This window comes from Rhizobium sp. 10N414, assembly GCF_056394785.1.
Genome location: NZ_JBFTIN010000064.1, coordinates 1 through 24,647, shown reverse-complemented (window position 1 = coordinate 24,647; position 24,647 = coordinate 1). Strand labels below are relative to the sequence as shown.

Here is a 24,647-nt window from a genome sequence, read left to right as displayed (position 1 = left end):
GGCTTGGGATTCTCCATCGTAAAGGCAATCGCCGACCGCACAGGCATGAGTTTGAAAGTCGTTTCCCCGAGGCCGCTCAAGCATGAAGGCGTACAGATCCAGGTAACGCTGCCTCTCGCCTGACTTTCGCGGGAACCGACAAAAAGAGACGAACAAAGGAGCTGCCGATCCCTGATCGAGTTTTGACCTCCGGGATTGAGCGCCTGAACTAACGACGCTAAGCGCTCTGTCGAGGTGTGGCCAAGAAATCGCCGAAGATTATTTCTCCTTGCGACTGCAGTCATGTGACGGCATCTGCGACGTGGACGATTTTCCTGAGTATGATGTCCGTTAACACGTTTCCATGATCGCATTCTAGTTCAGGCTGAACATCGTGATGCCCACGGCCGCCATGCAGCTGGTGGCCAACCATCCCATTACGGGCAGTCCAAATGAGGCGACGAACTGCCCCGTTTCGTCCTTCCGGAAAACCGTGATCATCATTGCGGCTCGGAGATCGCGCCTTTGAGGACAGCGTTCCAGAAACGGCACCCGTATGATGCTGGCTGGGTCTTGCGTTTGCAAAGTTGCTGAATCGACTGGCTTCGGATCCACGTCTGAAGCTCAATCCGAATTAGCCTGTCTCGACCGTCTCTCCGAGCCGCCCAGCCCCTGCGAGTCGGGCGTCTGAGCCAGGTTCAAATCCTCCGGAAAAACATAGATCCTCTCGAGCATTCGGTCGCGCAGATCCAGTTCGCTGAGGAGGGCTGGGCGACGATCGTCAGGCAGAACCTGTGATGCAAATTCGATCACCGCGCGCAATCGACGGGCGATCTGAAAGTTTTCAGCGCCGTAGAGGCCGATCTCGCTGAAGGTTAACTGCACGAAATCCTCCCAGTTCGTCGTTCTGCAGATCAGCCGCAACTTGCCGGACTTGCTCCTCATCTCATCGCCGAGCAGGTGCCTTCCACTGACGAAGCATAAGAGACGTTGAAGCTGGTCGATCGCAAGGACGGCTGTCGTTGCCTTCGGCGACCATCCGCATCACATCGCTGTAAGGGATATGTGCGATGTCGCGCGAGGCCAGCCAGAATGCGACCGATCCTCCCGATCGCCAGAGCTGTGACCAGATGTCCGATCCGTATGACCCTCTCGCGTTTCATCGCGATTCCGCCTAGCTGATTCCTCACGGCCTCTTTGCATATCCGCTCCATGAATTCCTTGATCTTGGTCAAGGTAGGGCCGCCTTGCGAGCAATTGGCGATAGGTGACGACCGCAGTTTCCTCGCCGAATATTGACACGGATCAAAGACGGGCGAGCGACCGGCCGTAGTATTTATGCGAGGAGGAAGTGTGTCATGTTTGCAAAGATTCTCGTTCCAACGGATGGATCCAGACTTGCGGTCACGGCCGCGGAGAACGCGGTGGCGTTTGCCAGAGACGCGAACGCATCGGTCGTATTCGTCTGCGTCATCGAACCATTTCGCATCTTCACAACGGACAGCGATAAGCTGGCGGCCAGCCGGGAAGACTACGATCGGTTGTCGGATGAACAAGCCGTTCAATTCCTAGACGAGGTCGAGTTGCGCGCTCGTCATCAGGGAGTTACCTGCTATACTGTCAAGCTCCGGAGCGATGAGGTGCACCAAGCCATCATCGAGACAGCCGATCTTCATGGATGCGATCTGATCGCAATGGCATCGCATGGCCGCGGAGGTGTCGCTGCGTTGATCCTTGGCAGCGTTACGAACAAAGTCCTCAGTCATTCGCGTATCCCCGTGCTTGTATATCGATGAAGGGATCGGGGATTTTATCCGCTAACGGGAGAACCGAAATGATCCAAAACACCGACAAGATCTATCCCATTCCCTCGAATCTCCCGGCTGTTGCAGCGGCGGAGAAGTTTCTGGAAGCAGGTGTAGGCTTTCAGATCCAGGCCTTGAGCACTGCCTCGCGCCTCCAGATCGAGTCCTTTAGTTTTCTGATGCGCCGTTACCAGCAGCATGTGAGGCTCGTTGGTGATCTTGTTGGCAGTGCAGGAAGAAACGACGCGCTCGATGTCATCGGCGATTTCGTTCGAGTTGCTAAAACCGATTACGCTAGCGAAATCAGCAATATGCTCATGATTGGTTCGAAGCTGGCCTCGGAGGCAGCACATCGCATAGAGGAGGAAGCCGCTTCGGGATTGGAAGACATGGCCGCTCGAACTGTCGCCTAGCCTTCCTTTCCTCCTTCCTGGCGACAATGTCAGGAGGCCCATGCGACGATATCGCAGACCTAATTCGCCTGCATGCTTGCCTGACTGGCATTTGCCGTGCTCGCGTCACGGATAAGCTCGTATTTCACCTGGGTTACCTTCAAGTCGCGATACCAGTCGACGAGCGCTCCCCAGGGGTCCGACACTTTGTTGAGGCCCGCAATGAAGGCGACGACAGTCCCAATCTCGATCTTGCCCGTTATGACATAATAGCCCCCAAGCGCGAATATTCCGGCAAAACCGAGCTGAAACATCAGGTTCATCAGGAAGTTGAGCGCGTACTTGAGCTTGTAGATGCTCATGTTGGTCGAAAATAGTCGTTGGACGCGGGCTGCCTGGTGCTTCGGCGAGTTCGGCGAAGTATGGTCGACCATCTCCTCACTGAGGTGTCGCATGACGGTGATCTTCGTCTTGACCCGCTGATTGATTAGCCCTTGGAGAACAGGAACCAGGACGGACTGCGGGACGAATACGGCGATGACGGCTAGAGCAAGGAGCGGCTGAAGGTAGATCATGTAGCTACCGACTGCCAAAAGGATGCCCGCCTGTAGGATTGGCTCCGAGATGCTGGTGCCGACAAACCCACCCACAGGTTCCGCCTCCGCGAGCACGATCGACATTTCGACGCCTTCGGCCAAGGTGGTAAGATCATCGGGATGGCGTTCTCTCGTATCGATGACCGCCATGCGAAGCCAACGAATGGAAACTTCTCCGATCCAGCCGCGGTAGACGTTCAAAACAAGCTTGATCCCACCTTCGCTCAGGACGAGCGCCAGGTAGGCGAGCACGAGTACGAGGATCGTGTTCAGAGTCGCTCCCTGTGTCGCGCCGTTTACGATGCGTCGTTGAACCTCGAGCGGCAGAATTCCCACGGCGAACAAGAGAACCGACAGCAAAACCAACATTGCCTGATGGCCCCGTCCCATCATCGAGATGAACCCGGAAAGCCTCCGCGGCATGGCGTCTTCCTTGCGAGATAGCATATTCGCCTCCGTGTCTGCCTGTGCGGGCGCCTCGTGTCGTCTCCCCTCAAATCCAATCGAGCGTCCTCCTGAGAGGACATTCAGCCAGATCCGGGCCCTCGCTTCATTGACTCACCGCAATTTCGCTGGCGGTCGGTAGGGCACGCGGAGATCGAGCACCTATTCCTACAAGCCCCATCTTCGGACAAACCAGTCCTTCGCCAGTGTGCGAGGATTGCATAGAGAAAGAGGATTGCCGCCAGCATTGGCCGGTACAGAAGAGGCAGGGACACGAAGCCCAGCGCGCTTCCGACGCCAGTAAAGGGCAGGAAAACGCGGACGCTCGCGATGAGGAGGCTCGTTGTCACCAGGGCCGGGTTGGCGGAGCTTTCGACGAACGGAATGCGGGAAGTCCGTATGATATGTATGACCAGAGTCTGCGTCAGCAGCGGCTCCACGAACCATCCCGTTTGGAACAGGGCAGGGTTCGTCCACGCCTTGAACACTAAGAGGGGATGCCGTTCGGGCAATCGAAGATCTCCGCATGCTCGGCATAGAGCATATTTCGCTCGCAAGCGGCGATCGGCTCGAGGTCGCTAAGGTAATCGCTGACCGTCTTGGAATGGACACCGTCTAGGCAGATCTCAGTGCGGCAGACAAGGTAGAAATCCTTTTAAGGACGAAGACGCTGGGCAACGTGATGATGGTGGGCGACGGCGTCAATGACGCTCCGGCACTGGCCGCAGCGGACGTCGGACTATCGGTCGCCCGCGGCAAGCTGGCCGCCGCGGCTGAGGCTGCGGACCTCGTGCTGCTCAAGAGCGGGTTGAGCGGCATAGTGGCCGCGTTGGAGGTCGCCCGTCGGTCGTGGCGAATTGCACTCCAAAGCGTGGCAGTTGGTATTGGTCTGTCTGCGGTCGCGATGGCATTCGCCGGAGTCGGACTTCTCCCGCCGGTCCAGGGCGCTCTGATCCGGGAGGCGATCGATGTCGCGGTCGTCGTGAACGCCCTTCGTGCGCTAGCTTAGTGGGATAGCAGGGCCGGAATGCGGAGATTGTCGAGTAAGGTGCGCGTCACACCGCCGACCAGGGCCTCGCGCAGCTTGGTGTGCCCATAGGCACCAGCGATAAGAAGGTCGGCATGGCCCTCTATGGCGTTGTCCTGGATGATGGTGGTGACGTCTTCTGCGTCGCTGTGCACGGCAGCTAACGCGACTTCGAGCCCTGAATGCTTCAGTGCTTCGGTATAGCGATCAAGAAAACCCTCACTCCGCCGAGCCGCGGCGCCCACACATATTACTGTCGCTTTCGTCGCCGATTGGATCATAGGGAACGCGTTGGCGACGGCGCGGGCCGCCGTTGCACTCCCATCCCATGCGATCGCAATATTGTCGATGCGGCCATAGAAATCGGCCGACGGCAGGAGAAGCAGCGGGCGACCGCTGTCAAAGACGAGGCTTTCTACAATCGGCCTCGCCAGCTCGGTGTTTTCCAGGATCGTAACGTCGTAGGCGCGAGCAAGTTCGGCCAGCCGGATTGTCGCCGACATCGCCTCGGCCTCAGCGGGAACAAGCCTCACGTCGAGGCCAACCCGTTCGGCCCCCTCCCGCAAATGCCTGACGAGCTGAGCTGCGACATCCCTATCAAAGCGGTCTGCCTGGAACTCGTCATCGTCTGGATATGCTTCGGCGGCTTCGTGGCCATGGCGCCGCGCGGCAGCAAGGCTGGCGACAAGATCGGCACCCTGATGCAACGAAAACTGAATAGCGTTCTCGATGATCGCAAACGAACTCGCTTCCGGACGCGTGGTCAATGGCAGATGAAACTGTGGCTTCATGGCGTCCTCCCAAGACATTACATGGTCCATTGCTTCTAGCGTCCGGGCCGACCGGCAGGGCCGCTAGACGTTTCCACTACCGCGACAGGAAAAGCGGAACCCGGCTGTCCTTCAGCATCGAACGGGTGACGCCTCCAAACAGGCGTTGCTGTATCCGCGGGTGATTGTAGGCACCCATGACCACCATGTCGGCTGCCACGTCCGTGGCATGTTGGCGCAAGGTTTCGTCCACGCGGCGTCCACCGCTGGCAACCCGATCGACCTCGACCTTCACGCCGTGACGGGTGAGGAACATGGCGATGTCGGATCCGGGCTCTTCGCCATTCTCCCAGCTTCTCGCGACCGGGTCTACGATCGTGATGTGAACGGCACCACAGCCCTTCAGGAATTCCAGCGACTGGCGGGTGGCACGCGCTGCCTCGTCGCTCGAATCCCAAGCGAGCAGGATCGACTTTGGAAACGAGCTGACAGCCTGCGTACGTGGGTTGATCAGGATCGGCGTCGGAGACTCGAACAGGGCACCGTCGACGATACGTCTCTGAAGATCCTCGTTGCCGGCAGCTTGGGCTCCCACGAGAACGAGATCGGCGTACAGCGCATGCTGAGCGATGTCTCCTTCCGCCCACGCAAACTCTGTGTAGACCTCCTGGACGTCGAAGGACAGCTCCGTCCTTTCCAGGATCTCCTGTACCGCTTTCGTTTCCGCGGCGAGCCGGTCTATTTCCTGCTGTTGGCCTTCGAGCCACGCTGTTGAGATTGCTTCGTAGGTGGCGATCGCCGGAACGGCCCCCATGCAGATCACAAGGGCGGTCATATGGGCGCCCTGTGTTTCGCAAAATTCCATTGCCGACTTGAGGTCCTGGTCCCAGCGGTCGACGTCGAAGACGCACATGACGGTTTTGATACTCATTGCACTGCCTCCTTCTTGATAGCTGCAATCATATCGCTTTCCTGGAAGGCTTCTTTGATGCTCGTCAAAATCGATTGCTGAGCTCAGGGAACCGCTGGACGACTTCTGCGTTCAAACGTCCAATCGAAACGCAGTACCGGCAGCCTGCAATGCGACAAACATTCGGTCCTTTCGCTCACGGCTGGCTGCTTCTGCAGATGCGGTGTCGGGCCTTTCGCGGCAAGCGGCATCGTGTAAAGGACCTATGCGAATCCTACAGCGAGGTGGTTCTTTATCTCGAATGGTTGCGGACGTCGGGAGATAAAAAGCTGCTCGGCGAGTACGGTCAGCTATGTGCCGACCTCGAGCAGGACGTATATTGGTTTCTCGGATTCTACGATGCGCATCCCGAGGCGGGTACGGGATAGCCGGCAAGCCGCGGGTTAACCCCGGTCGACTCTCGATTTGGTGGGCGTGCGCCGGTCGGGCGCTAAAAGACGTCCATTCCGCCAAGCCCGACGAACTCCGTCCTGAATCCCTGGGTGCGAGCTTGCTTCAACAGACGGTCGGCGCTCATCATGTCTAGCAGCATGCTTCCGGAGAAGCAGGAACGAAGAGGACAGCAGAGCTCCCTTGTCGCCCAGTCGAGAGCCCGCGGTGAGATCATCGTGACGACCCAATGGTCGTCGTCCGCCCGCTCGAGCAGGATGTCGCCTTCGTTCTTTCTGGCAGGAGGGGCGGATGCGCACGCGGCGAAAGCTGATGCGTCCTTGTCCTTGGCGGCGGTCACCATCTGGTTCATCCTGCTATCCTCCTGTTGCTGCGGCCACCACGACGTGGGAACCGACTTAAGCTTATCCGGAGACGGGGTCAGGGTTGTTGATCCAGGTCAAGGCGGCAAGCTTTGGCTTTCGGATTGATCGAAATGATCCATCGGGTGTCGACAAGGAGAAAGAGATGAGGGCGATGGTCCTGGAAAGAGTCGGCGTTCCGCTGCGTCTTRTGGAGACGCCGGATCCGTGTCCTTCCGCGGGTCAGGCTGTGATAGCGGTGGAAGCCTGCGGGGTTTGCCGCACGGACCTTCACGTCTTCGATGGCGATCTTCCAAATCCGAAGCTACCTTTGGTGCTTGGACACGAGATCGTTGGTCGCGTGGTCGCCGTTGGCCCCGGTGTCTCGAAAAACCTTGAGGGATGGAGGGTGGGCGTGCCATGGCTCGGACACACGTGCGGATGTTGCTCATTCTGTCTCTCTGGAACCGAAAACCTTTGCGACGCACCCGGCTTTACCGGCTATACGCTCGACGGCGGATTTGCGACGCATGTCGTGGCCGACGCGAACTATGCGTTCACTTTACCAGAGGGTCTAGACCCTGTCGCAACCGCGCCTCTCCTTTGCGCGGGTCTGATCGGATGGCGATCATTGAAAATGGCTGGACAAGGCAAGGCGATCGGCCTCTTTGGCTTCGGTGCAGCGGCGCACATTCTCGCGCAAGTGTGCCAGTGGCGAAAGCAGGAGGTCTACGCTTTTGTTCGTCCGGGGGATGAGGCGGGAAGGCGCTTCGCGCTCGAGCTGGGCGCCAGCTGGGCGGGCTTCTCGGACGAGATGCCACCTGTGCAACTGGACGCGGCTATCATATTTGCGCCAGCAGGAGAGTTGGTTCCCAAAGCTCTGGCGGCGGTCCGCAAAGGCGGCACCGTCGTTTGCGGGGGCATCCACATGAGCGACATTCCGGYCATGCCCTATCGGCTCCTGTGGGGAGAGCGTCGCATCGTATCGGTAGCCAATCTCACACGCGACGATGCTCGAGAATTCTTCGGGCTCATGGGACAGGCGAGCATCCGAACAGTCACCACCTCCTATCCACTGGAGCGTGCCAATGACGCGCTGGCCGACTTGCGGGCAGGGCGGATCAATGGGGCAGCGGTGCTCGTGCCGTGACCCAGCCGCTCGACGATGCACCGCGGCATTTGCTTGGTTGATGCCGGGTTCCGAAGCGGAAGGGTGATGTTTCCGCACTCTTGATTCATATCAAAGAAGCACGCAGCCGGCAGGTTCATTGTTCGCATGTCAAAGTGGCTGCATATGCAGCCCGGTGGAGGGCGAACTGCAGGGCATTGCGAGGGCGCGAAAGCTCAGCCAGGCGATGATGAGCAACATCCGCCAGAACCTGTTCTTCGCTCGCATACTACAACGCGGCGGGTGTGCCCGGAGCGGCAGGCGTGCTCTATCCAATCTTCGGGCTGCTGCTCTTGCCGATCCTCGGTTAGCGTCATCGGCTGCGGCGCGCGTCGATCGCCTAGTTGTCCGCCGGCGCGGTCGTCGGGAACCACAATAGAATTCGTTCAGTAAGAAGCCGCGGATACAGACCAGCAAAAGGAGAAACGACATGAGAACCATACGAACTGCAAATGCGGTCCTGCTGGCCGCGCTGATTGCTATAGGCGGAGCCGGCGCCGTCTTCGGCCAGACGAGCGGAGCCGATCTCCATCATCCTGTGAATTTGGCGCAGGCCACCCCACAGTCTGGAATGCCGCACATGATGGGGGGTGGCATGATGGGACAGGGCCAGGGCGCTATGCCAGGCGGACCAGGCATGATGGCTGGTGGTATGATGGCCGGGAACATGATGCAGTCCGGCATGGTGGGCGGCATGCCTATGATGGGTATCCGAGGACCCATGATGAAGATTATGTTTGCGATCGCCGACACGAACGCGGATGGCGCGCTGTCCTTCGAGGAGGTGATGACGATCCACAGGCGAGTCTTCGACAGCGTGGACGCCAACAAGGACGGCAAGGTCACGCCCGAAGAGATGCAGACGTTCTGGCAGCAATAGGCTTCGGAACGATGACCGGGATGATCGACGATCGCGCCATCCGGCTGGCGCGACCGCGATCCGTTGCCAAGACGACGAACGGTCATGTAACTTTCTGATCCTGGTTGCCCAGACTTTCCAGATTTCCCATTGGCGAGGTATCATTCGAAGGCGCATTGATGCTTAGACACGCTGACATTCTAGCGGGGACAGGAGCTGGACGATGACAAGCATACGAAATTCGCAGGACGTCTGACATGGGCGCGACTTCACGCCCGAGAACAACCGGTGTGGGGCAATTCCTCGATCTTCAGCAGCAGCGCGATTGGATTGCGGGGAAGATCGACTTGTTGGACGCGGGCGAGCGCCCGGAGTCCCTTGAACAGCGCTTCAAATATGTCGCTCGATTTGAGAAGCTCCTCAGTCGCCCGCAAGCGAGGGAACTGCTGGAGATTCTCGGGCTATACGGTCCAAACTGCATTCCAATCATGCGCAAGACCGAGCGCTACTACTGGTCGGTTTCCTGTCTGCCATCCACCTCGGACAAGCCGCTCGTACGCGTCAATGCGAGCTGGATGGAGCTCTTCACGCTTTATGCCCACGGTGACGATATCCGCGCCCGATTCATCGTCCATCTGTCGGATTTCACTACAGATGGTTCAGCAACGCCGAGCCGGGTGGATGAACACTTTCTTGAGCAAAGTGTCGCGATGCCAGAGCACGTCAGTTACTTCTTCCCGCGTGGTGCGGATATTTTCGGCATCAATGTGCGCGGCTCTGTCTCGATCCGCAAATTCCTCAGAAGCCGCCGCGTACTGAGCGCCATTCGCACGTTCAACCTGACGCACATGAACCGGGGGCGGAACGCCTATCAGGCGAGCCATTGCTACAGTGTGGCGGATTACATGCAGGCAGTTTGAGGGGTTCACCAACGCACGCCTTCCTGACGAACTTGCCGTCGCCGTCCCATTTCGCGAGATCGAGAAACGACTTTTCCGACCTAGCGGGCCGATTTTGGATCCATTGGTGTTCTGCCGAACGTCGGAAGTTCTAGTGTTCAACATCCGATACTGTTGTTCCGCAATTGGTACAGCTATAGCGAGCCTTGCCGGGAGCCACCTCTGCATTCGCAGGCATTGATAGCCATTTACCTTCACCGGAAAGTGCGTCGCCGCCACATGGCCCGACTGTGTTTCAAGCGCCCCTAATGTCCTGCAATGAAATCAAGGCTCAATGTAGGAGACATCAAGGCATGCCGCTGCCACGGGGGTGCCGATAATCTACCATCCACATCCGCCCTTCCCAAGCCAACCCAAAGCTTCAGCAAATGCCTGGATGCAAGGTCTTCCGCATGGCTGATAGCGCGTCGTCCTCAGGAAGGAAGGTTGCTCCCCGAAGAGGAGGAGATGGATGCTGTTCGCTTTCGGCCGCCACCTTAGCTAACAATTATAGACCCCAGCCGCGCATCGGCGCGCGCTCCTGCGAGCAACGCCGGCGACGCTGACAGGTGTCAGCGGGCGCCCGACCCTGGCCTCGGCGTTTGACACGAAGTTGAATTCGACCGGTAGGCCGCCGCCAATTTCGATGCATGAAGCGCCGGCGGCCAAGGCCAGCAATATGATTGCGATTCGCCTGAGCATGTCGTTCCTCCTTCGAGTTTGATCATTTTACGGAGAATATTTCTGGCAGTTCGTCGGTGTCGGGAAGGTCGCTCAGCTTCCGCTCCTTGGCCCCATCGGGAACTTTGAAGCTGAAGTCTCCTGCTGCCCCGTCCGCTCCCGCCTTCCAGGACCTTATGTCGATCGTGTATTGCGGAAACCCCGCCACTTTCGTGCTGGTGACGACATAACGGCAAGGATACGGGCTCTGACCCTGGGCGATCCAGATTTGCCAATCCACCCCATCATCGGTGCGAAAGGCGAGGTGGTCGCATTCCTCACCCCGAATGACGCCGCTCCCGAGATCCTTCACATCGACGACATGGGGCATGAGCTCGTCGTAGGGATGAGACATCAAGATGTCCCCGGCCGGCAACGGCCTGTGAAATTTGTCCCGCAATGCGTCGATGAGGTGATCAATTGTTCCCGGCACTTCGGTCTGAGCAAAGAGGTTGGCGTCCTTGCCGAGCACCGACAGCGTTTTTCCGTCAAATACCATTTCGACATTGGCGAAGCCGCCCTGACGCGTAACGCGTATCTTGTCGGGCCTTTTGAGCGTCACGGCGCCGGAGCTAGCAAGTGCCAGCTTTTGGTGCTTCTTGGTAACGACTTCCAGGCTCGTGTCATACTCGAACGAGATTGCCTCTTGCGCCGCCATATAGTCCGACATTGCCTTCAGCAGGTCCTTCGCCTGCTTATCATCGGCATGGGCGGCCGTCGCGCCGGCCAGCGCCGCTAGCGCCAAGGCAGCGGTAAGCAGTCTGGCATTTTGAAACGGGGATTCCGATCGATATCGCATGGGTGTTTCCTCCGCTGACACAGTAAGAATACACTCCGCGTGGTTTAAGCAACGGCGCGGGATGGAATAGCCTCTACAGCGCTCACTTGGGTCCGCTCTCGCTTGGACAGTCCGGTTGCGACTCTCGGCTCAACCTTAACCCATCAAAATGACGGCTTGCATAAGAATTGCGATTGTCGCAAGCGGCGCGGCCAAGTTCGGCAGACCTCCGGCTTTGCCTATTGATTGGTTGTGCGCGCAATGTCACAGGTGCTCTCCCTAATATACAGCAACCTAGCGGCGCAAGGAAGCCGCCACCAAATAGGGCAAGGCGGCTTGCTTTGCCTTCGATTGCTCCCATGATGGGAGAGCGAAGGAGCAATTGTAGACGACCCACGAGATCGGAAAACCTCGTTCTCTCTCACGCATCCACACCGGCAAAAATCGCCCTTCCAGCCCGCGGGTGTGCCGACCGCCCGCATCAGTGCTCGAGGAACACGAAGTTCATCCAGCTACTCATCCGCAGCAAGACCTTACGAAGTAGAGCAAGGTGATGCACGTGCTCGGTGTAGATGGCGACTTCGGCAACGACACCACCCGGCAGTTGGTACGGGGTCAAATCCTCGGTGACGTTGATCTGGGCCAAGGTCAGGCCGGGTTGTAGGCGCTCGGGCGACTGCGGGTCGATGAGGGCGCCAGTTGGCTGAAGTTGACCCTGCGCCATGACATCGATGATCTGCCCCACCTTTGCCTTGAAGATCTTGCCGGGAACTGCCTTGAAGGCGACTTCCGCTTCATCATCCGTCCGCACGCGCTGGAGGGAATTCTGGATAAATGCCGCGGCAAGTTGCCTGTCTTCGCTGTTGATGAAGACCATGACCGGCCTCAAGGGAAGCGGGTTGGCCATCATGCCCGGACGCAGAAAGAGCTGGGCCACATAGCCATCGCTCGGCGCCCGAACGGTCGTTTGGTCGAGCTCGAACTGAGCATTGTTCAATTCGGCAGTGACACGGGCAACGGTCGGGTTTACGCCGTTGACTTCAGATTCATAGGCAAGGCGCGCTTGCGTGGCCTGCGCTTGTGCCGTGGCTACAGCAGCCTCGGCCGTCAGATACTGGCCGCGCCGGTTGTCGACTTCGAGTTCCGAATAGACAGCGGCACGCCCCACCTCCTTGGCCTTCTCGTTCGACTGTACTATGCGATCGTAGCTCTGCTGTGTCCGGTCGCGCGTGGCGATGGCGCCCTCCACCCCCGACTGGGCTGCATCCAGCGCGGCCTTCAATTGCAGCACCGTCTGCTTGGCCTCGGCGAGTTGCGCCTTCTTCTGGTCGACCGCGAACTCGTAGGGGCGTCGATCAATCTGGAACAGTACGTCGCCCTTCTTCAACGGCATGTTCGCTTGGACCGGCACGTCAACCACCAACCCTCCGACCGCCGGGATTACCGGCGATGAGGTGAAATAGATGCGGCCGTCGCTTGAGAACGGGTGGTTGTAACTCATCCCCAGGATCAGAGCGGAAATGATGAAGATGCCGCCAAGCACCGCTGTGGAGAGGGACCATTGATTGACCGGAATTCTGAACAGCTTGAAGATTACAATGCAGATCGCTGCGTAGATCATCATAAGCAGGAGTTCCATCAGACTATCTCCCTCGCTGTCCCTTGTCCTTCAAGCTCGGCGATGCGAGCATGGAGACGGGCGATCTGGGCACTGGCTTCGAATTGAGATGGGAGCTTCCCATCTTGGCGGATGCCCCAGCCGCGATCCTCACGATAGAGCGTTGCCCAAATAAAGAGGAACGGCCAGATGGCGTGGAGTGTGAACAGGCTTACCCAGCCTGCGATGTGGATTGCATCCTGATGCGGGTGATTGCGCGACTTGGCGATGAGATGGGGTATGTCGTGAATGGCGATGATCCCATAGAAAATGGTTATCACCACGAAGATCAGGACGCCCAGGGCGAAATAATCGAGAAACATGAGCTTGCCCTCCTTGGCTTCAGACGCCACACCTGAGGGCCCAGACGGCGCCCTCAAGGATACCGTCGGAATGGCATTATAGCTCAACCTCACCAGAGGGTGTTACGGATCTCGAACGTAGCCTCCAGACCGGTTGATGTAGTATGATAAGTAGCTGCATTAGGAGCGGCGGGTGTTCGTCCGCGGCACGGAGAGGTTGCTGACCGTTCCGCAACGACCAGCGAGTACCTCGATCGTTCAGTCATCGGCTCGCTGTTGTCATCGCACACTTTGCTCGCGCTACCAATTGTTGCGCGTCTTGGCGTTCTCGGATTTGAACCGGTCGTCGTCGTGATTGGCGCGACTTTGCTAGCGGATACGTTGTCGCTTGTCGTCTTCGGCATCTGCGTTTCAGTTTACACGACCGGCTTTTCGGTATCGGGACTTGCGCTGCAGCTTATCGAGGTTGCCATAGGCGCTCAACTCAACGGATCGCAACCGAACAGAATGACGGCTCCGCCAGCTACTGAGGCGCCGCGCAGATGTGAGTAGAGCGTATGCACAGGATGGTCGACGCAGACAGGCGGATCCAGGTTTATTCCCGATCGGAACCCGTCCCGCGCAGGCGCGACGGGCTCCGAACTGCTGCCTTCGACGTACTCGAGAGTATACAGCGGCTGTCGTGTGCGCAACGCGGCATCTCTCACATCGTCCCGTCACTAACGGAACGTCGGTTAGGCTGGCTCCATCTCGAACAAGTGATATCCCCAGGGTGGCAAGTCGATGTAGAGCCCTGTCGACAAAAGGTCGTTCTCGGCGTGCTCGTAACGAGCGCCACTCGTGAGGTCGGTGAAGCGGACCGTACCACCACCCAGATCGGCGCATGGCAGTCGCACGTAACATTGGCCCTGGTTGCTGGCATAGTTCACGACGACGAGCAGGCGTGCTGTTTTATGCTGCCATCCAAACGCCAGGAACCCATCCCACGTCCAGTTTCCGTCCCACGCCGGCCGGCACTCGAGCAGGTGCCAATCACCATCGCGAACGGTCGTCTTGCACATCACCGCGAGCAGCTGTTCGTAGAATCTCCTTACGGCTTCATTGACGGGTTCGCTCGGCGCACGGACAAGGTGCGGCGAAATGCGCTTCCTGCGTCCTTCGAATTGACCTTGATGAAAGAACCGCAGACCTGGTGACAGGTATGTGACGACGGCTGCTGCCTGGTGCATCGACGGCGTGAAAGTAGCGGCCGCGCGCGGCTCGTCGTGGTTCTCCATGAAACGCGCGACCTTGTCCTGGAAGTCAAGGCCGGCGCGAAAGTGCTCGCGCACGGGCCTTGCGTGGCCATCGCGCAAGCGATCGTATAGCCGCTTGTCGTAAGCGTAATCGAAGCCTTGCTGCTGCATCGTCCATTCGAGATCCCAGTACACCTCCGCCAGGAAGCAAAATCCCGGGACGCGATCGCGCACTCGCCGCGTCGTATCCGGCCAGAACAGCGGAGCGCGGCGGCCCCAGGTGCGCTCGAATACATCCGGCAGGACCAGCATCGCCATGTCACACCGGACGCCGTCGCATTGGCTCGCAATCCTGAGGAGTTCACTGCACATCGCTTGTTGCGTTGCTGGATTGCTGTAGTCGAGCTGCAATGTGTCGGGCCAGCCCGCGAAGTACGGGTCGCGTCCAAACGCCACCACCCGGTCGTTCTGGGGGATACGTGTGTAATTCTGCGGCGCTTGCTCAAGGTCTGACTCGGTTCCTGCCACATAATATTCCGGGTGTTCCTCCACCCAGGGATGATCCGGCGCCGTGTGGTTGGGAACGAAGTCGAGCATCAGCCGCAGACCGCGATCCCGTAGGCGCTGTCGCACACGCGCCAGCGCTGTATCGCCCCCGAGGCTTGGATGCACGGTGTAGCCGGAGATCGCGAAACCCGAGCCGGCGATATCGTCCTCTCGAAGGTCGGGGAGCGTCTCCTGAAACTCGTGTCGCCACTCGCTATTCAAGCGCGATACCTGCTGGGCGGCTGATCCCGTTCGCCACACGCTGAGCAGCCAAATCCAGTCGAACCCGGTCGCGGCCAGTCGATCGAGCTCGGCATCCGGTATGTCGTCGAGCGTTGCAGTCCGTCCGAGTGTCTGCGACAGTTCTGTCAGCCAGACGCGCGTGTTGATCTGATACAGGCACGGATAGCGTGGCTTCTCCATCGGCCGAACCTCACGAATTGTCCGTCGAGTCATGCACTTACCGCGGGCTCTACATCTGCCGTCGCCGCCAACCTGCCGGTTTCCAGCACCTGCTGAGGCGATGTAGTGGCAAACAGGTCCATCATGCGYGCGATGATGCCGGTCCATCCCGTCTGATGACTCGCACCCAGTCCCGCACCGTTGTCACCGTGGAAATACTCATAGAACAGGATCAGATCCCGCCAATAAGGGTCCTGCTGAAACTTTTCGGTGCCTCCGTACAACGGCCGGCGTCCTTCAGTGTCGCGAAGAAAGATGCGAGAAAGGCGGTTGGTGATCTCTTCTGCCACTTGATACAAGGTCATATGTCGTCCCGACCGGGTGGGACATTCGACTTTGAAGTCGTCTCCGAAGTACGCGTAGTATTGGAGCAGTGCCCGGATGATCAAACCATTGACCGGCAGCCAAATTGGACCGCGCCAGTTCGAGTTGCCACCGAACATTCCGCTGTCGGATTCGCCTGGAAGATAGCCAACACCATAATCCCGGTCGCCGACTCGAAAGGTAAACGGATGCTCGGCATGATATCGAGACAACGAGCGGATTCCGTGCTGGCTCAGGAACTCGTCCTCGTCGAGCATGACCGCCAGCACTCGCCGCAGTTTGCGCTCATCCAGGATGGAAGCCAGTTGGCGGCCGGCGACACCCAGCTTGAGCGGGTCGTGGATGGCCGTACGAATCTCGGCGCGGGTTTCGAAAAACGAATTGATCCGGTCTCGGACCTCCGGGTACTTGTCGGTCATTTTCCCTTGGAACATCGTCGCAGCGCACAGGGGCAGCAGGCCGACCATGGACCTGACTTTCAAGCGCTGAGCCCTGCCGTCCGGCAGCCGGAGCACGTCGTAGAAGAAGCCGTCCTCCTCGTCCCACATTCCCGCGTCACCCACGTGTGTCATGGCCGTGGCGATCCAGTAGAAGTGCTCGACGAATTTGAGTGCCATATCCGCGTATTGTGGATTGCTCCGAGCCAGTTCGACCGCGATCTCGAACATGTTCTCGCAGAAAAGAACCATCCACGCGGTGCCGTCGGCCTGTTCCAAATAACCGCCAGTGGGCAGGGGCGCGCTGCGATCGAACACGCCGATGTTGTCGAGGCCCAGGAAGCCACCCTCGAATGCATTTCGATCGGACCGGTCCTTGCGGTTGACCCACCAGGTGAAGTTCAGGAGCAGCTTCTGGAAGCTGCTTTGCAGCCACTCCTCATCTCCTTGGCCCTTGGCGGCCTTGTCGAGGCGGTACGTGAAGATCGTGGCCCAGGCGTGCACAGGCGGGTTGACGTCGCCGAAGTTCCATTCGTAGGCGGGAATCTGGCCGTTTGGGTGCATGTACCGTGCACGCAGCATAAGGTCGAGCTGCTGTTTGCCGAAGTCGGGGTCCACCATTGTCAGGGCCAGGACATGGAAAGCCAGGTCCCACGCGGCGTACCACGGATACTCCCATTTGTCAGGCATCGAGATGATGTCGGCATTGTACATGTGGTGCCAGTGGTCGTTGCGCGGAGCGCGTCGTGACGACGTGAAGGGATCGGAACCGTGCTCCTTTAGCCACTTGTTCACGTCGTAGTAAAAGAATTGCTTGGTCCAGAGCATGCCGGCAAGCGCCTGCCGTATTACGCGTGCCTGATCCTCGTCGAGCCCGTCAGCGATCACCGTCGCAAAGAACTCGTCAGCCTCGCGCCGGCGCTCGTTCATCAACGCTACGAAATCGGCCCCGAACGGTCCCCGCGTTCGCTTGCTAGCCGATCCCATGGCAGGCGGCGTTTCGTTCAGCCTCAGATGAACAGTGTGTGATCCTGCCGCCGGAACCGTCATACGGTAGTGCACCGACGCCTTGGTTCCCTGCTTGGCCGCGTTCACTGCCTCTGAGTTCCCGTGGACGATGTACTCGTTGATGCCGTCCTTGAGGTATGCGCTCTGATTGGTCCCTTGGAAAAGGCGCGTGTTGTTCGTGTCGTTCTCGGTGAACAACAGCGTGTTCGTCCCTTCCACATGAAGGTAACGCTCACCGAGATCGGGATGCGAGATCGACACCGCACTGGCACGGTCGCCAATCTGGTGGAGCTCTGGTCGCGAAACTTCGCCTCCCCACGACCAGATGTTTCGGAACCAGAGGGTTGGCAGCACGTGCAGTTCCGCCGCCTCAGGCCCGCGATTGTGGACGGTAATCTCGATCAGTATATCTTCCGCCGACGCCTTCCCGTACTCGACGAACACATCGAAGTAGCGATCGTCGTTGAACACACCGGTATCGATCAGCTCGTATTCGAAGTCGTGGCGCCCGCGTTGCCCGTTTTTCTCAATCAGGTCCCCATAAGGGTAAGCGGCCTGGGGATACTTGTAGAGGTACTTCATGTACGAGTGCGTCGGGGTGGAATCGAGGTAGAAGTAGTACTCCTTGACGTCCTCGCCGTGGTTCCCTTGGCCGTTGGTGAGACCGAAAAGCCGTTCCTTGAGAATCGGGTCTTTGCCGTTCCAGAGCGCCAGTGCAAAGCAGACGAGCTGTTGGTCGTCGGAGATGCCGGCCAGTCCGTCTTCGCCCCACCGGTAGGCGCGTGAACGCGCCTGGTCGTGGCTGAAGTACTCCCACGCGTTGCCGTCGTCGCTGCAGTCCTCCCGAACGGTTCCCCACTGCCGTTCACTGAGGTACGGGCCCCATTTTTTCCAAGGGGCGCGGTGAGTACGAGCTTGCTCCAGGCGAATCTGTTCGGCGTTCATCGCTTCACCTCGCGGTTTCCAGCCACCACGAAAGCAACTCTTGGCCTATAACTCAGGAGACCCTCGGCGGCCAGCGTTTCAACAATTCGACAACACGTGCGCGCAGACACTCAATTTGCCACAATCGGCGGGTCTGCGGAAGACTGCCGTTTCTTGGTTTTTCGCGCGAACGCGCATCTTCAGCGCCGCTGGTCGCGTGCAGCTTGCGATTATCCGGCGCGTCGCCCATAAGCATCTGAGATCGACGTTACCCAGGGGTACCCTTGCCGCGCCTTCTGGAAGGCGTAGTCGAAGAGGGCTTGCATGTACGTCTGGTCGAATTTCCGAAGCGGCGTGAACTGAAAGTCGGCGCCGATGTAGGCGAGATGGAACCGCACGCCATCCCTTTGTGCATCCGCGTGGATACGGATTGCATCGCTGATACCGCTGTAATGGATCATCGCATCGATCGTGCGTTGCGTGATGCTCAGGAAGGAGCGCTGCGTAGTGCCCCAATCCGGGTCGAAGCGGCCGTTACGAACAACGTAGGCATTTCGCTCGCGCCCTATTCCCCGGCAGGCCGCCTCGCGTTCCAGTTCAAGCGCTGGTGGGTAAAGGAAAGTCTGCGCAATCGCGCCGCCATCGACGTGCATCTCGTTATAAACGTGGCCGTCGTTCTCGACCTTGATCAACACCGGCGGAAATGCACCAGGTATGGCCGCGGAGGCGAGGAGGATACGGCGCACGAGATCCAACGCCCCAGGGTGGCCGCTCGCTGCGACAGCACCCATGTTCCAGATGACCGGGCGTTGAAGGTCGATGTTGGTGGTTCCAATGAACAGAAGCCGCCCCTTGGAATATTCCCGGGCGATGTCGGCCAGCATTTCCGCATTCACGAATTTTGAGATCAGGCTGAAAAGCGGCGTAGTATCGGCGAGCGCGTCATCGTAGAGCAGCGACGTGAGCCACCGCGGAATGAAGATGTTCTCTTGCGTGAAGCCGGTGAACACGCTGCGAAGCTGCTCGTCGCGGGAGGGACCGAGAAAGGCAAAGGGAGCGATCAGGGCTCCAGTGGAGACGCCCGTCACCAGCTTGAACTCGGGGCGCTGGCCGCTTGCGGTCCATCCCACCATGAGCCCGGCGCCGAAAGCGCCCTTGTCTCCACCGCCGGAGAGAGCGAGAAGGTTTGAGGGTGGGAGCACACCATCAGGATCCGAACCGAGGAGAACAAGTTCTCGATCCACGGCAAGCAGGCCCTCTTGCACGATCGCGTCGATTTCCCGATCCGGGTAGAATCGGGCGTTCGGCAGCCCGAGGACGTGTATCCTTTCCGTCTCTGCGACAGGTGGTGCAACTAGCCGCTTTCGAATCGAATAAGCCATTGTCACCTCCGGCAATTGCATCGGCACTAGCACCGCGGCACCAGATCGGGAACGCGACCTCCTATGTTGGTCACACAGGATCGAGATCGATGGCCTGCCACAGGCCTGCTGCCGCAATCGAGAGCCAGAAAAGGCGGCTGCCTTCTTGTCGAGAAGGCTGCGACAACAAGCAGAACATTGCAACCTTTGCTGCGGCCCCTCAATTCTAGTTCCGAACGGAGCCAATGGCGAGTCTGATCCGGTATCAGCGGATTGGTTGCGCTAGCTATGATGCGAAGTCACGCAACGGTATGTCCTGCCGGACCCGTTGCGAAAAGCAATTGCAAACTGCACTTCCATGAAAGCGTGATATTTCACATGGTTTTCTACGCAACCTCCTGCAATACAACATGGCCTTAAAGTTGATTTTCGCTCGCCAACGACCGAAATTAGGAGCATAATTTGAGGAGTAGGGCTCTTCCGAAACAAGCATTATAGAAGCGAGATCGGCTGTGCTTCCGCTTTTTCGGAAAACTCTCGCAACATGCTGGGCCCCAGATATCTGGTAGGTGCACAGCTTCTTTGGCAGCATGATCATCGGCTGCCCGGATTCCAGAGTTGAATCGACGTTCTCAAGTTTGAATGAAGCGCAACAGTAGGAGGGAACAATGATCAGACTAATTGCTGTTCTGGGGTTTGTCTTCGCAATCGCTTCGACGACGCAGGCAATGCCTCGCTCGCCAATTCAATCAGAGAGCATGATCACGCCTGTCGTCGCCGGTTGCGGCGTGGGCCAGACAATGGTCAATGGCAAATGCGAGTCCAGAGTCGAGAAGCGCCACAACCGCCGCTGCTTGCGCTGGTCGGGAAATACCTGCCAGAAGTACCAATGAAACGCCGCCGTACTGGCGTCTGATCAGTTCGAAGCGAGTGCCAGTTCGGGTCATCGGCTCCATCCTCGTCGAGACCTGGGGCTCATCTTCCTTGTGTTGGCGTAGCCGGTGGGGCGGAGAAAGATAAGGCAGTGATTTGTCTTCGGCTTTGCGTGTGCATGTGACAATTCGCACGTGGGAGGGTGGACGATGGCCAACGCCGCTGTGGCACCTGCAGCTCATAGATATCTGCCTATTCTGGATTGGGCTCCAGGCTATCAAACCGACTGGTTATTGCCGGATGTTCTTGCCGGCCTCGCGCTCTGGGCGGTCATGGTGCCTGAGGGCATGGCCTATGCGGGCATCGTTGGTGTACCGCCAATCATGGGCCTCTATACGATCGTGCCGGCGTTAATCGCCTACGCCCTCCTTGGCACGTCGCGGCAGCTTGTGGTCGGACCAGACACAGCGACCGGGTTGATCTCCGCGGTGACCATTGGCGCCATTGCGTCTCAGGGAACGGCGGAATTCAACACGCTGACTTCTACGCTTGCCGTGCTGATCGGCTTCTTCTTTCTCGCTTTTGGAATCATGCGCATGGGGTGGGTCGCGAGCTTCATCCCAACGCCCGTGATGCGTGGCTTCATCGAAGGGCTGGTTTACGTCACCATCATCGGCCAGGTGCCTCATCTGCTCGGGATCAGTGGCGCGTCGGGCAACTTCTTCACCAAGCTTTGGCACATCTTGCAGCATTTGCCGGAGGTTTCTGCGGCGCCGGTCATAACCGGTGTTCTATCTCTCGGCGCTATGCTGCTGTTGCGCCGCCTGGCTCCGAAGATACCTGCGGCCCTCGTCGTCATGGCCGTTGCGACAATCATTATCGGACTGCTTGGCGGAGAGGCGACTGGTGTGCATGTGGCTGGCCACCTCCCATCCGGGTTGCCCCACCTAACTCTGCCCAATCCGGAAATCTCCACACTAAGCGAGCTTGTGCCGGGCGCGCTTGCAATCGTGATGGTCGGTTACGCAGAGGCGCTCGGGGCGGCAAAGGCTGCCGCTCTACAGAGCGGTGGTACGATCGATCCTAATCAGGAGCTTGTGGCACACGGGCCTGCGAACATTCTGAGCGGACTTTTCGGTGGCTTTCTCGTGGTCGGCAGCCTATCGAAAACCTCGGTTGCCACCGCTGCTGGCGCTCGCAGCCAGATCGCCAATGTGGTTGCGGCCGTCTTTAGCTTCTTGACGCTGATCTTTCTGACCCCTCTGTTTCGAAACATGCCCCAGCCGGCGCTGGCGGCTATTGTCATCGCGGCGATGCTGCATCTGACCAAGCCAAGTTATTTGCTGGAGTTGCTGGCTCGAAGCCGCTGGGCGTTTGGCAGCACTGCCATTGTCATCGTGGGCGAGTTGACGCTGGGGGTGCTGCAGGGAATCGCGCTGGGTGTCGTGCTGTCGTTGATAACCTTGATCTATCTGACCAGCCATCCAAAAGGGGCCGAGCTTGGTCAGCTGCCGGGCATGGAAGCCTATCGGGAAGTCAAGCGCCATCCGGAAGCAGCCACGTTTCCGGGGCTGCTGATCTGGCGGGTCGGCGGCGACCTGTTCTTCGCAAGCATAGGCCACGTGAGCACGGCCCTGAAGGCGTCGCTCGCGACGCGGCTCGACGTGAAGCGCGTCCTTCTGGATTGTGATTCCGTCGACTTCATCGACATCAGCGCCGGAGATGAACTGCTTGGTCTAGTCAAAGAGCTGCAAAAAGCCGGCATTGCTGTGGGCTTTGTCCGCGTGCGCGACGCCGTCCGCGACGATATGCGGAAAGCCGGTATCGAGACAGCGGTAGGCCCACCAAACTTCTTCGAACGGACGACCGATGGCGTGCGCGCCTGGCAGCAACAAAGTCCCCCCGAGGCCTGAGTTGATATCATGACTGGTTCTCAATCCTCAGTGAAACTGTCGGCTTTCTGAACATGGTACACGCAGAAGACGCCACCAAAACCTCAGTCTCGTCTGGCTCTGGGCATTCCGCGAATTTCGTGACGCCGAACGCCCGGCTTGCGATGGGTAAGGCGCTGCGCGACAAAATCCCGCGCGAGCAGCAGAGGCGATGGAATGAGATCCAGCGACGGCGAGATCCGATCGACCTGTTGCGCGAGTCGGATGACGGTCGAATGAAGAAACTCATTCCGATCCGGTATGGCCGTATGCTGCCATCTCCCTTTGCGTTCTATCGTGGGGCGGCCGGCGTCATGGCCGCCGACCTGGCACAAACGCCAGCCACGGGACTGAAGGTCCAGGCATGCGGCGATTGTCATCTTGTCAATTTTGGTGGGTTTGCCACGCCCGAACGCAGCATCATCTTTGACATCAACGATTTCGATGAAACGGCGCCAGCCCCTTGGGAGTGGGACGTCAAGCGACTTGTCGCATCAGTCGTTCTTGCAGCCAGATCGAACGGAATCTCGGACCACCGGGGCCGGGATAGTGCCGTCAATTGCGCGCGCAGATATCGCGAGCACATGCGCAAACTCTTCAAAAAGAGCCCGCTTGCAATTTGGTACGCGAAAACTGGGGCCTCAGACTTTGTCGAATCGTTACCGACGGCCATGCAAGGGAGCACCAGGAAGCGGATCGAGAAGGCAGCAAACCGTAGTGGTTCAGAATCTGATTTTCCAAACCTCGCGGCTTCCGTCGGCGGGCAGATCCGCATTACGGACCAACCGCCACTGATCTTTCATGAGCGGGCGACCAGCACTCCCGAAGCGGAGGTACCCCTCGAACAGCTTTTGCACATTTACCGCCAATCGCTGGATGAGGATCGTCGGATGCTGCTCGATCGCTACCAACTCGTCGATGTCGCCATCAAGGTGGTTGGCGTCGGTAGCGTTGGCCGGAGATGCTGGATCGCGTTGATGATGTCCGAGGGGAACCACCCCTTGTTTTTGCAGTTCAAGGAAGCGGTGAACTCCGTCCTTGAGGCGTATGCTGGGAAGAGCAAATATGACCATCACGGGCAGCGCGTCGTGATGGGACAGCGCCTGATGCAGCCGGCCTCGGACATATTCCTCGGTTGGGTCACCGCGCCAAACGGGCGACAGTTCTATGTGCGACAGTTACACGATGCCAAGATCAAGCCTTTGGTGGATACATTCGATGCCGAGATGTTGGACGCCTATGCCCAGGCGTGTGGCTGGGTTCTTGCTCGCGCTCATGCAAAGGCCAGCGAGATATCGGCAACGATTAGCGGTTACCTCGGTTCCTCAAACGACGCATTCGACACAGCAATGGGAAGTTTCGCGTTGGCTTACGCGGACCAGACGGAGCGCGATCATGCTTTGCTCAAGGCTGCCGTGCGCGAGGGAAGGATTGCAGCTATCAGAGACGCATAGCCATGCAAATTGGATAAGGCGAACGTTGGTTTTTCGTTGCACGCTGTCTGCCGGCGGATCTCGCCTTTGCCTATTGTGAAATATGCCCGCAATTGGCAACGGTCACGATGCTCAGGTGACAGGCAGACTGGCGGAGCCGGAGCTGCCATTCGCCAAGCGAGATGATCGTATGACTGAACTCAGGTACCGGGCGTGCGAAGACTGCCCATTTTCATTCGAGCTTGGAATCAAAAGGTGGCGGAGAAACTGAAAATCCTTATCATCGCATCCGCGCTCTCGTTGGGTCTGGCCCTCATGGCAAGGGCCGATGACGTGGCTGACCTGTTCTTTGCAGTCACCAATATCTATGGGATGAAGGTCGTTGACTACAGGAACTGCGGCCGGGAGGTTCCCAACGATAGGGACACCATTCTTCGTATAATGGCCAAGGCTCCTGGTGTCGATATGGTTGAGGTCGGCAGGCGGTTGGACGAAGCCGCTCACAACGCGGAGAGTGAGATCGGCGGCGAAGGCTGCCGCGGGAATAGCATTGAGGACGATGAGCGGAGAATGACGGAGTATATATCGCAGCTCCGCAATGCCGTTGCCAAGAAATACGGCGGGAAATGATTGTTTTCCGTCGGCTATGAAGCCGAAGGCGGCGTACGCACGGCCAATCGTCACGCGTCTTGGGGTTCTTGGGTTTTGAGGCGCGTCCGCCGTCGTAAAGCCCAAAAGGGTGGGATCTGTAAATCTGTTCCGCCCGCTGTCGCCCGGGACAGTTGTTGACACAAAACGCGGCGTCTCACTCGTCGGCCGTGAAGAACTCGGAAGCTGCTGATTAGACATAGGAATCGAAGGATCTGCAGATCTTCTAATTGCCGGAAACAGCCACCGAACGGGCTGTTTCCTTGCAAAATCAGTTTGAGGTTTCCCTGGTTGGCGAAGCGTGATTGAACGAAGGCGCTAGCGCGCCA

21 protein-coding genes and 1 pseudogene are annotated in these 24,647 nt (G+C 58.5%); 10 read left to right on the top strand and 12 right to left on the bottom strand.

All coding sequences use genetic code 11. The features are described 5' to 3' along the window. Positions 1 to 603 precede the first annotated feature (603 nt). Positions 604 to 990: pseudogene (locus AC1DE4_RS30170) on the bottom strand (DUF2254 family protein); the annotation flags it as partial. A gap of 347 nt (positions 991 to 1,337) precedes the next feature. Between AC1DE4_RS30170 and AC1DE4_RS30165 the strand changes: the two are divergent. Both AC1DE4_RS30165 and AC1DE4_RS30160 read left to right on the top strand, forming a co-directional pair. Next, positions 1,338 to 1,775, top strand: coding sequence for a universal stress protein (locus AC1DE4_RS30165; RefSeq protein ID WP_169682992.1), 438 nt, complete (start codon positions 1,338 to 1,340; stop codon positions 1,773 to 1,775). A gap of 38 nt (positions 1,776 to 1,813) precedes the next feature. Beyond that, a complete protein-coding gene (locus AC1DE4_RS30160) occupies positions 1,814 to 2,197 on the top strand; it encodes a phasin family protein (RefSeq protein WP_113164022.1) in 384 nt (127 codons plus the stop codon). 59 nt (positions 2,198 to 2,256) lie between these two features. Here AC1DE4_RS30160 and AC1DE4_RS30155 read toward each other — a convergent pair whose 3' ends face one another. Beyond that, positions 2,257 to 3,195 (bottom strand): ABC transporter ATP-binding protein, encoded by a 939-nt coding sequence (locus AC1DE4_RS30155; protein WP_477884570.1) that lies wholly within the window; start codon positions 3,193 to 3,195, stop codon positions 2,257 to 2,259. A 703-nt stretch (positions 3,196 to 3,898) separates the two neighbouring features. On the opposite strand from AC1DE4_RS30155, the gene AC1DE4_RS30150 reads away from it, so the two are divergent. Then, positions 3,899 to 4,225 (top strand): hypothetical protein, encoded by a 327-nt coding sequence (locus tag AC1DE4_RS30150; RefSeq protein WP_477884567.1) that lies wholly within the window; start codon positions 3,899 to 3,901, stop codon positions 4,223 to 4,225. Here AC1DE4_RS30150 and AC1DE4_RS30145 read toward each other — a convergent pair. Then, positions 4,222 to 5,034, bottom strand: a complete 813-nt coding sequence (locus tag AC1DE4_RS30145) for a universal stress protein (protein ID WP_477884565.1) — start codon at positions 5,032 to 5,034, stop codon at positions 4,222 to 4,224. The two genes, AC1DE4_RS30150 and AC1DE4_RS30145, sit on opposite strands and share 4 nt — an antisense overlap. Before the next feature lie 76 nt (positions 5,035 to 5,110). After that, positions 5,111 to 5,944 (bottom strand): universal stress protein, encoded by an 834-nt coding sequence (locus AC1DE4_RS30140; protein WP_169682986.1) that lies wholly within the window; start codon positions 5,942 to 5,944, stop codon positions 5,111 to 5,113. A 149-nt stretch (positions 5,945 to 6,093) separates the two neighbouring features. Between AC1DE4_RS30140 and AC1DE4_RS30135 the strand changes: the two genes are divergently transcribed. After that, a complete protein-coding gene (locus AC1DE4_RS30135; protein WP_477884562.1) occupies positions 6,094 to 6,351 on the top strand; it encodes a hypothetical protein in 258 nt (85 codons plus the stop codon). Positions 6,352 to 6,413: 62 nt separating this feature from the next. On the opposite strand, the gene AC1DE4_RS30130 is transcribed toward AC1DE4_RS30135, so the two are convergent. Then, positions 6,414 to 6,725: a hypothetical protein gene (locus tag AC1DE4_RS30130; protein WP_113164018.1), complete on the bottom strand. Its 312-nt coding sequence runs from the start codon at positions 6,723 to 6,725 to the stop codon at positions 6,414 to 6,416. A gap of 155 nt (positions 6,726 to 6,880) precedes the next feature. On the opposite strand from AC1DE4_RS30130, the gene AC1DE4_RS30125 reads away from it, so the two are divergent. The 3 genes from AC1DE4_RS30125 (at position 6,881) to AC1DE4_RS30115 (ending at position 9,661) form a co-directional block, all read left to right on the top strand. Next, positions 6,881 to 7,864: a zinc-dependent alcohol dehydrogenase family protein gene (locus AC1DE4_RS30125; protein WP_477884560.1), complete on the top strand. Its 984-nt coding sequence runs from the start codon at positions 6,881 to 6,883 to the stop codon at positions 7,862 to 7,864. Positions 7,865 to 8,312: 448 nt separating this feature from the next. Continuing rightward, positions 8,313 to 8,762 (top strand): EF-hand domain-containing protein, encoded by a 450-nt coding sequence (locus AC1DE4_RS30120; protein WP_113164017.1) that lies wholly within the window; start codon positions 8,313 to 8,315, stop codon positions 8,760 to 8,762. A 236-nt stretch (positions 8,763 to 8,998) separates the two neighbouring features. Next, positions 8,999 to 9,661 carry a hypothetical protein gene (locus AC1DE4_RS30115; protein WP_477884557.1) on the top strand — a complete coding sequence of 221 codons (663 nt, stop codon included), beginning with the start codon at positions 8,999 to 9,001 and terminating at the stop codon, positions 9,659 to 9,661. 519 nt (positions 9,662 to 10,180) lie between these two features. Here the strand turns inward: AC1DE4_RS30115 and AC1DE4_RS30110 are convergent. The 7 genes from AC1DE4_RS30110 to AC1DE4_RS30080 form a co-directional block, all read right to left on the bottom strand. Continuing rightward, positions 10,181 to 10,381: a hypothetical protein gene (locus AC1DE4_RS30110; protein WP_246733760.1), complete on the bottom strand. Its 201-nt coding sequence runs from the start codon at positions 10,379 to 10,381 to the stop codon at positions 10,181 to 10,183. Between the two features lie 22 nt (positions 10,382 to 10,403). After that, a complete protein-coding gene (locus tag AC1DE4_RS30105; RefSeq protein ID WP_477884555.1) occupies positions 10,404 to 11,198 on the bottom strand; it encodes a DUF2092 domain-containing protein in 795 nt (264 codons plus the stop codon). Positions 11,199 to 11,658: 460 nt separating this feature from the next. Beyond that, positions 11,659 to 12,816 carry an HlyD family secretion protein gene (locus tag AC1DE4_RS30100; RefSeq protein ID WP_477884551.1) on the bottom strand — a complete coding sequence of 386 codons (1,158 nt, stop codon included), beginning with the start codon at positions 12,814 to 12,816 and terminating at the stop codon, positions 11,659 to 11,661. Next, on the bottom strand, positions 12,816 to 13,157 hold the full coding sequence (locus AC1DE4_RS30095; protein WP_169682972.1) for a DUF3302 domain-containing protein: 342 nt from the start codon (positions 13,155 to 13,157) through the stop codon (positions 12,816 to 12,818). Before AC1DE4_RS30095 ends, AC1DE4_RS30100 begins: the two co-directional genes overlap by 1 nt. A 713-nt stretch (positions 13,158 to 13,870) precedes the next feature. Then, entirely contained in the window at positions 13,871 to 15,373 is a 1,503-nt protein-coding gene (locus tag AC1DE4_RS30090) for an alpha-amylase family glycosyl hydrolase (RefSeq protein WP_477884548.1), read from the bottom strand. Beyond that, entirely contained in the window at positions 15,370 to 18,093 is a 2,724-nt protein-coding gene (locus AC1DE4_RS30085) for an MGH1-like glycoside hydrolase domain-containing protein (RefSeq protein WP_477884546.1), read from the bottom strand. Before AC1DE4_RS30085 ends, AC1DE4_RS30090 begins: the two co-directional genes overlap by 4 nt. A 209-nt stretch (positions 18,094 to 18,302) precedes the next feature. Beyond that, positions 18,303 to 19,454: a patatin-like phospholipase family protein gene (locus tag AC1DE4_RS30080; protein ID WP_477884544.1), complete on the bottom strand. Its 1,152-nt coding sequence runs from the start codon at positions 19,452 to 19,454 to the stop codon at positions 18,303 to 18,305. Positions 19,455 to 20,515: 1,061 nt separating this feature from the next. Here AC1DE4_RS30080 and AC1DE4_RS30075 point away from each other — a divergent pair. The 3 genes from AC1DE4_RS30075 (at position 20,516) to AC1DE4_RS30065 (ending at position 24,300) form a co-directional block, all read left to right on the top strand. Beyond that, the gene (locus AC1DE4_RS30075; RefSeq protein ID WP_477884542.1) at positions 20,516 to 22,219 is read left to right on the top strand and encodes a SulP family inorganic anion transporter; all 1,704 of its coding nucleotides are present in this window, start codon (positions 20,516 to 20,518) and stop codon (positions 22,217 to 22,219) included. Between the two features lie 53 nt (positions 22,220 to 22,272). Further along, positions 22,273 to 23,691 carry a DUF2252 domain-containing protein gene (locus tag AC1DE4_RS30070; protein ID WP_477884540.1) on the top strand — a complete coding sequence of 473 codons (1,419 nt, stop codon included), beginning with the start codon at positions 22,273 to 22,275 and terminating at the stop codon, positions 23,689 to 23,691. Between the two features lie 234 nt (positions 23,692 to 23,925). Further along, a complete protein-coding gene (locus AC1DE4_RS30065; protein ID WP_025661492.1) occupies positions 23,926 to 24,300 on the top strand; it encodes a hypothetical protein in 375 nt (124 codons plus the stop codon). Positions 24,301 to 24,647: the final 347 nt, after the last annotated feature.

Bases quoted from the DNA above. Each gene is read 5' to 3' on its own strand.
- AC1DE4_RS30160 (WP_113164022.1), top strand. From the start codon at position 1,814: ATGATCCAAAACACCGACAAGATCTATCCCATTCCCTCGAATCTCCCG.
- AC1DE4_RS30120 (WP_113164017.1), top strand. From the start codon at position 8,313: ATGAGAACCATACGAACTGCAAATGCGGTCCTGCTGGCCGCGCTGATT.
- AC1DE4_RS30150 (WP_477884567.1), top strand. From the start codon at position 3,899: ATGATGGTGGGCGACGGCGTCAATGACGCTCCGGCACTGGCCGCAGCG.
- AC1DE4_RS30155 (WP_477884570.1), bottom strand. From the start codon at position 3,195: ATGCCGCGGAGGCTTTCCGGGTTCATCTCGATGATGGGACGGGGCCAT.
- AC1DE4_RS30165 (WP_169682992.1), top strand. From the start codon at position 1,338: ATGTTTGCAAAGATTCTCGTTCCAACGGATGGATCCAGACTTGCGGTC.
- AC1DE4_RS30145 (WP_477884565.1), bottom strand. From the start codon at position 5,034: ATGAAGCCACAGTTTCATCTGCCATTGACCACGCGTCCGGAAGCGAGT.
- AC1DE4_RS30140 (WP_169682986.1), bottom strand. From the start codon at position 5,944: ATGAGTATCAAAACCGTCATGTGCGTCTTCGACGTCGACCGCTGGGAC.
- AC1DE4_RS30070 (WP_477884540.1), top strand. From the start codon at position 22,273: ATGGTACACGCAGAAGACGCCACCAAAACCTCAGTCTCGTCTGGCTCT.
- AC1DE4_RS30115 (WP_477884557.1), top strand. From the start codon at position 8,999: ATGGGCGCGACTTCACGCCCGAGAACAACCGGTGTGGGGCAATTCCTC.
- AC1DE4_RS30090 (WP_477884548.1), bottom strand. From the start codon at position 15,373: ATGACTCGACGGACAATTCGTGAGGTTCGGCCGATGGAGAAGCCACGC.
- AC1DE4_RS30105 (WP_477884555.1), bottom strand. From the start codon at position 11,198: ATGCGATATCGATCGGAATCCCCGTTTCAAAATGCCAGACTGCTTACC.
- AC1DE4_RS30095 (WP_169682972.1), bottom strand. From the start codon at position 13,157: ATGTTTCTCGATTATTTCGCCCTGGGCGTCCTGATCTTCGTGGTGATA.
- AC1DE4_RS30135 (WP_477884562.1), top strand. From the start codon at position 6,094: ATGCGACAAACATTCGGTCCTTTCGCTCACGGCTGGCTGCTTCTGCAG.
- AC1DE4_RS30080 (WP_477884544.1), bottom strand. From the start codon at position 19,454: ATGGCTTATTCGATTCGAAAGCGGCTAGTTGCACCACCTGTCGCAGAG.
- AC1DE4_RS30100 (WP_477884551.1), bottom strand. From the start codon at position 12,816: ATGGAACTCCTGCTTATGATGATCTACGCAGCGATCTGCATTGTAATC.
- AC1DE4_RS30075 (WP_477884542.1), top strand. From the start codon at position 20,516: ATGGCCAACGCCGCTGTGGCACCTGCAGCTCATAGATATCTGCCTATT.
- AC1DE4_RS30110 (WP_246733760.1), bottom strand. From the start codon at position 10,381: ATGCTCAGGCGAATCGCAATCATATTGCTGGCCTTGGCCGCCGGCGCT.
- AC1DE4_RS30130 (WP_113164018.1), bottom strand. From the start codon at position 6,725: ATGAACCAGATGGTGACCGCCGCCAAGGACAAGGACGCATCAGCTTTC.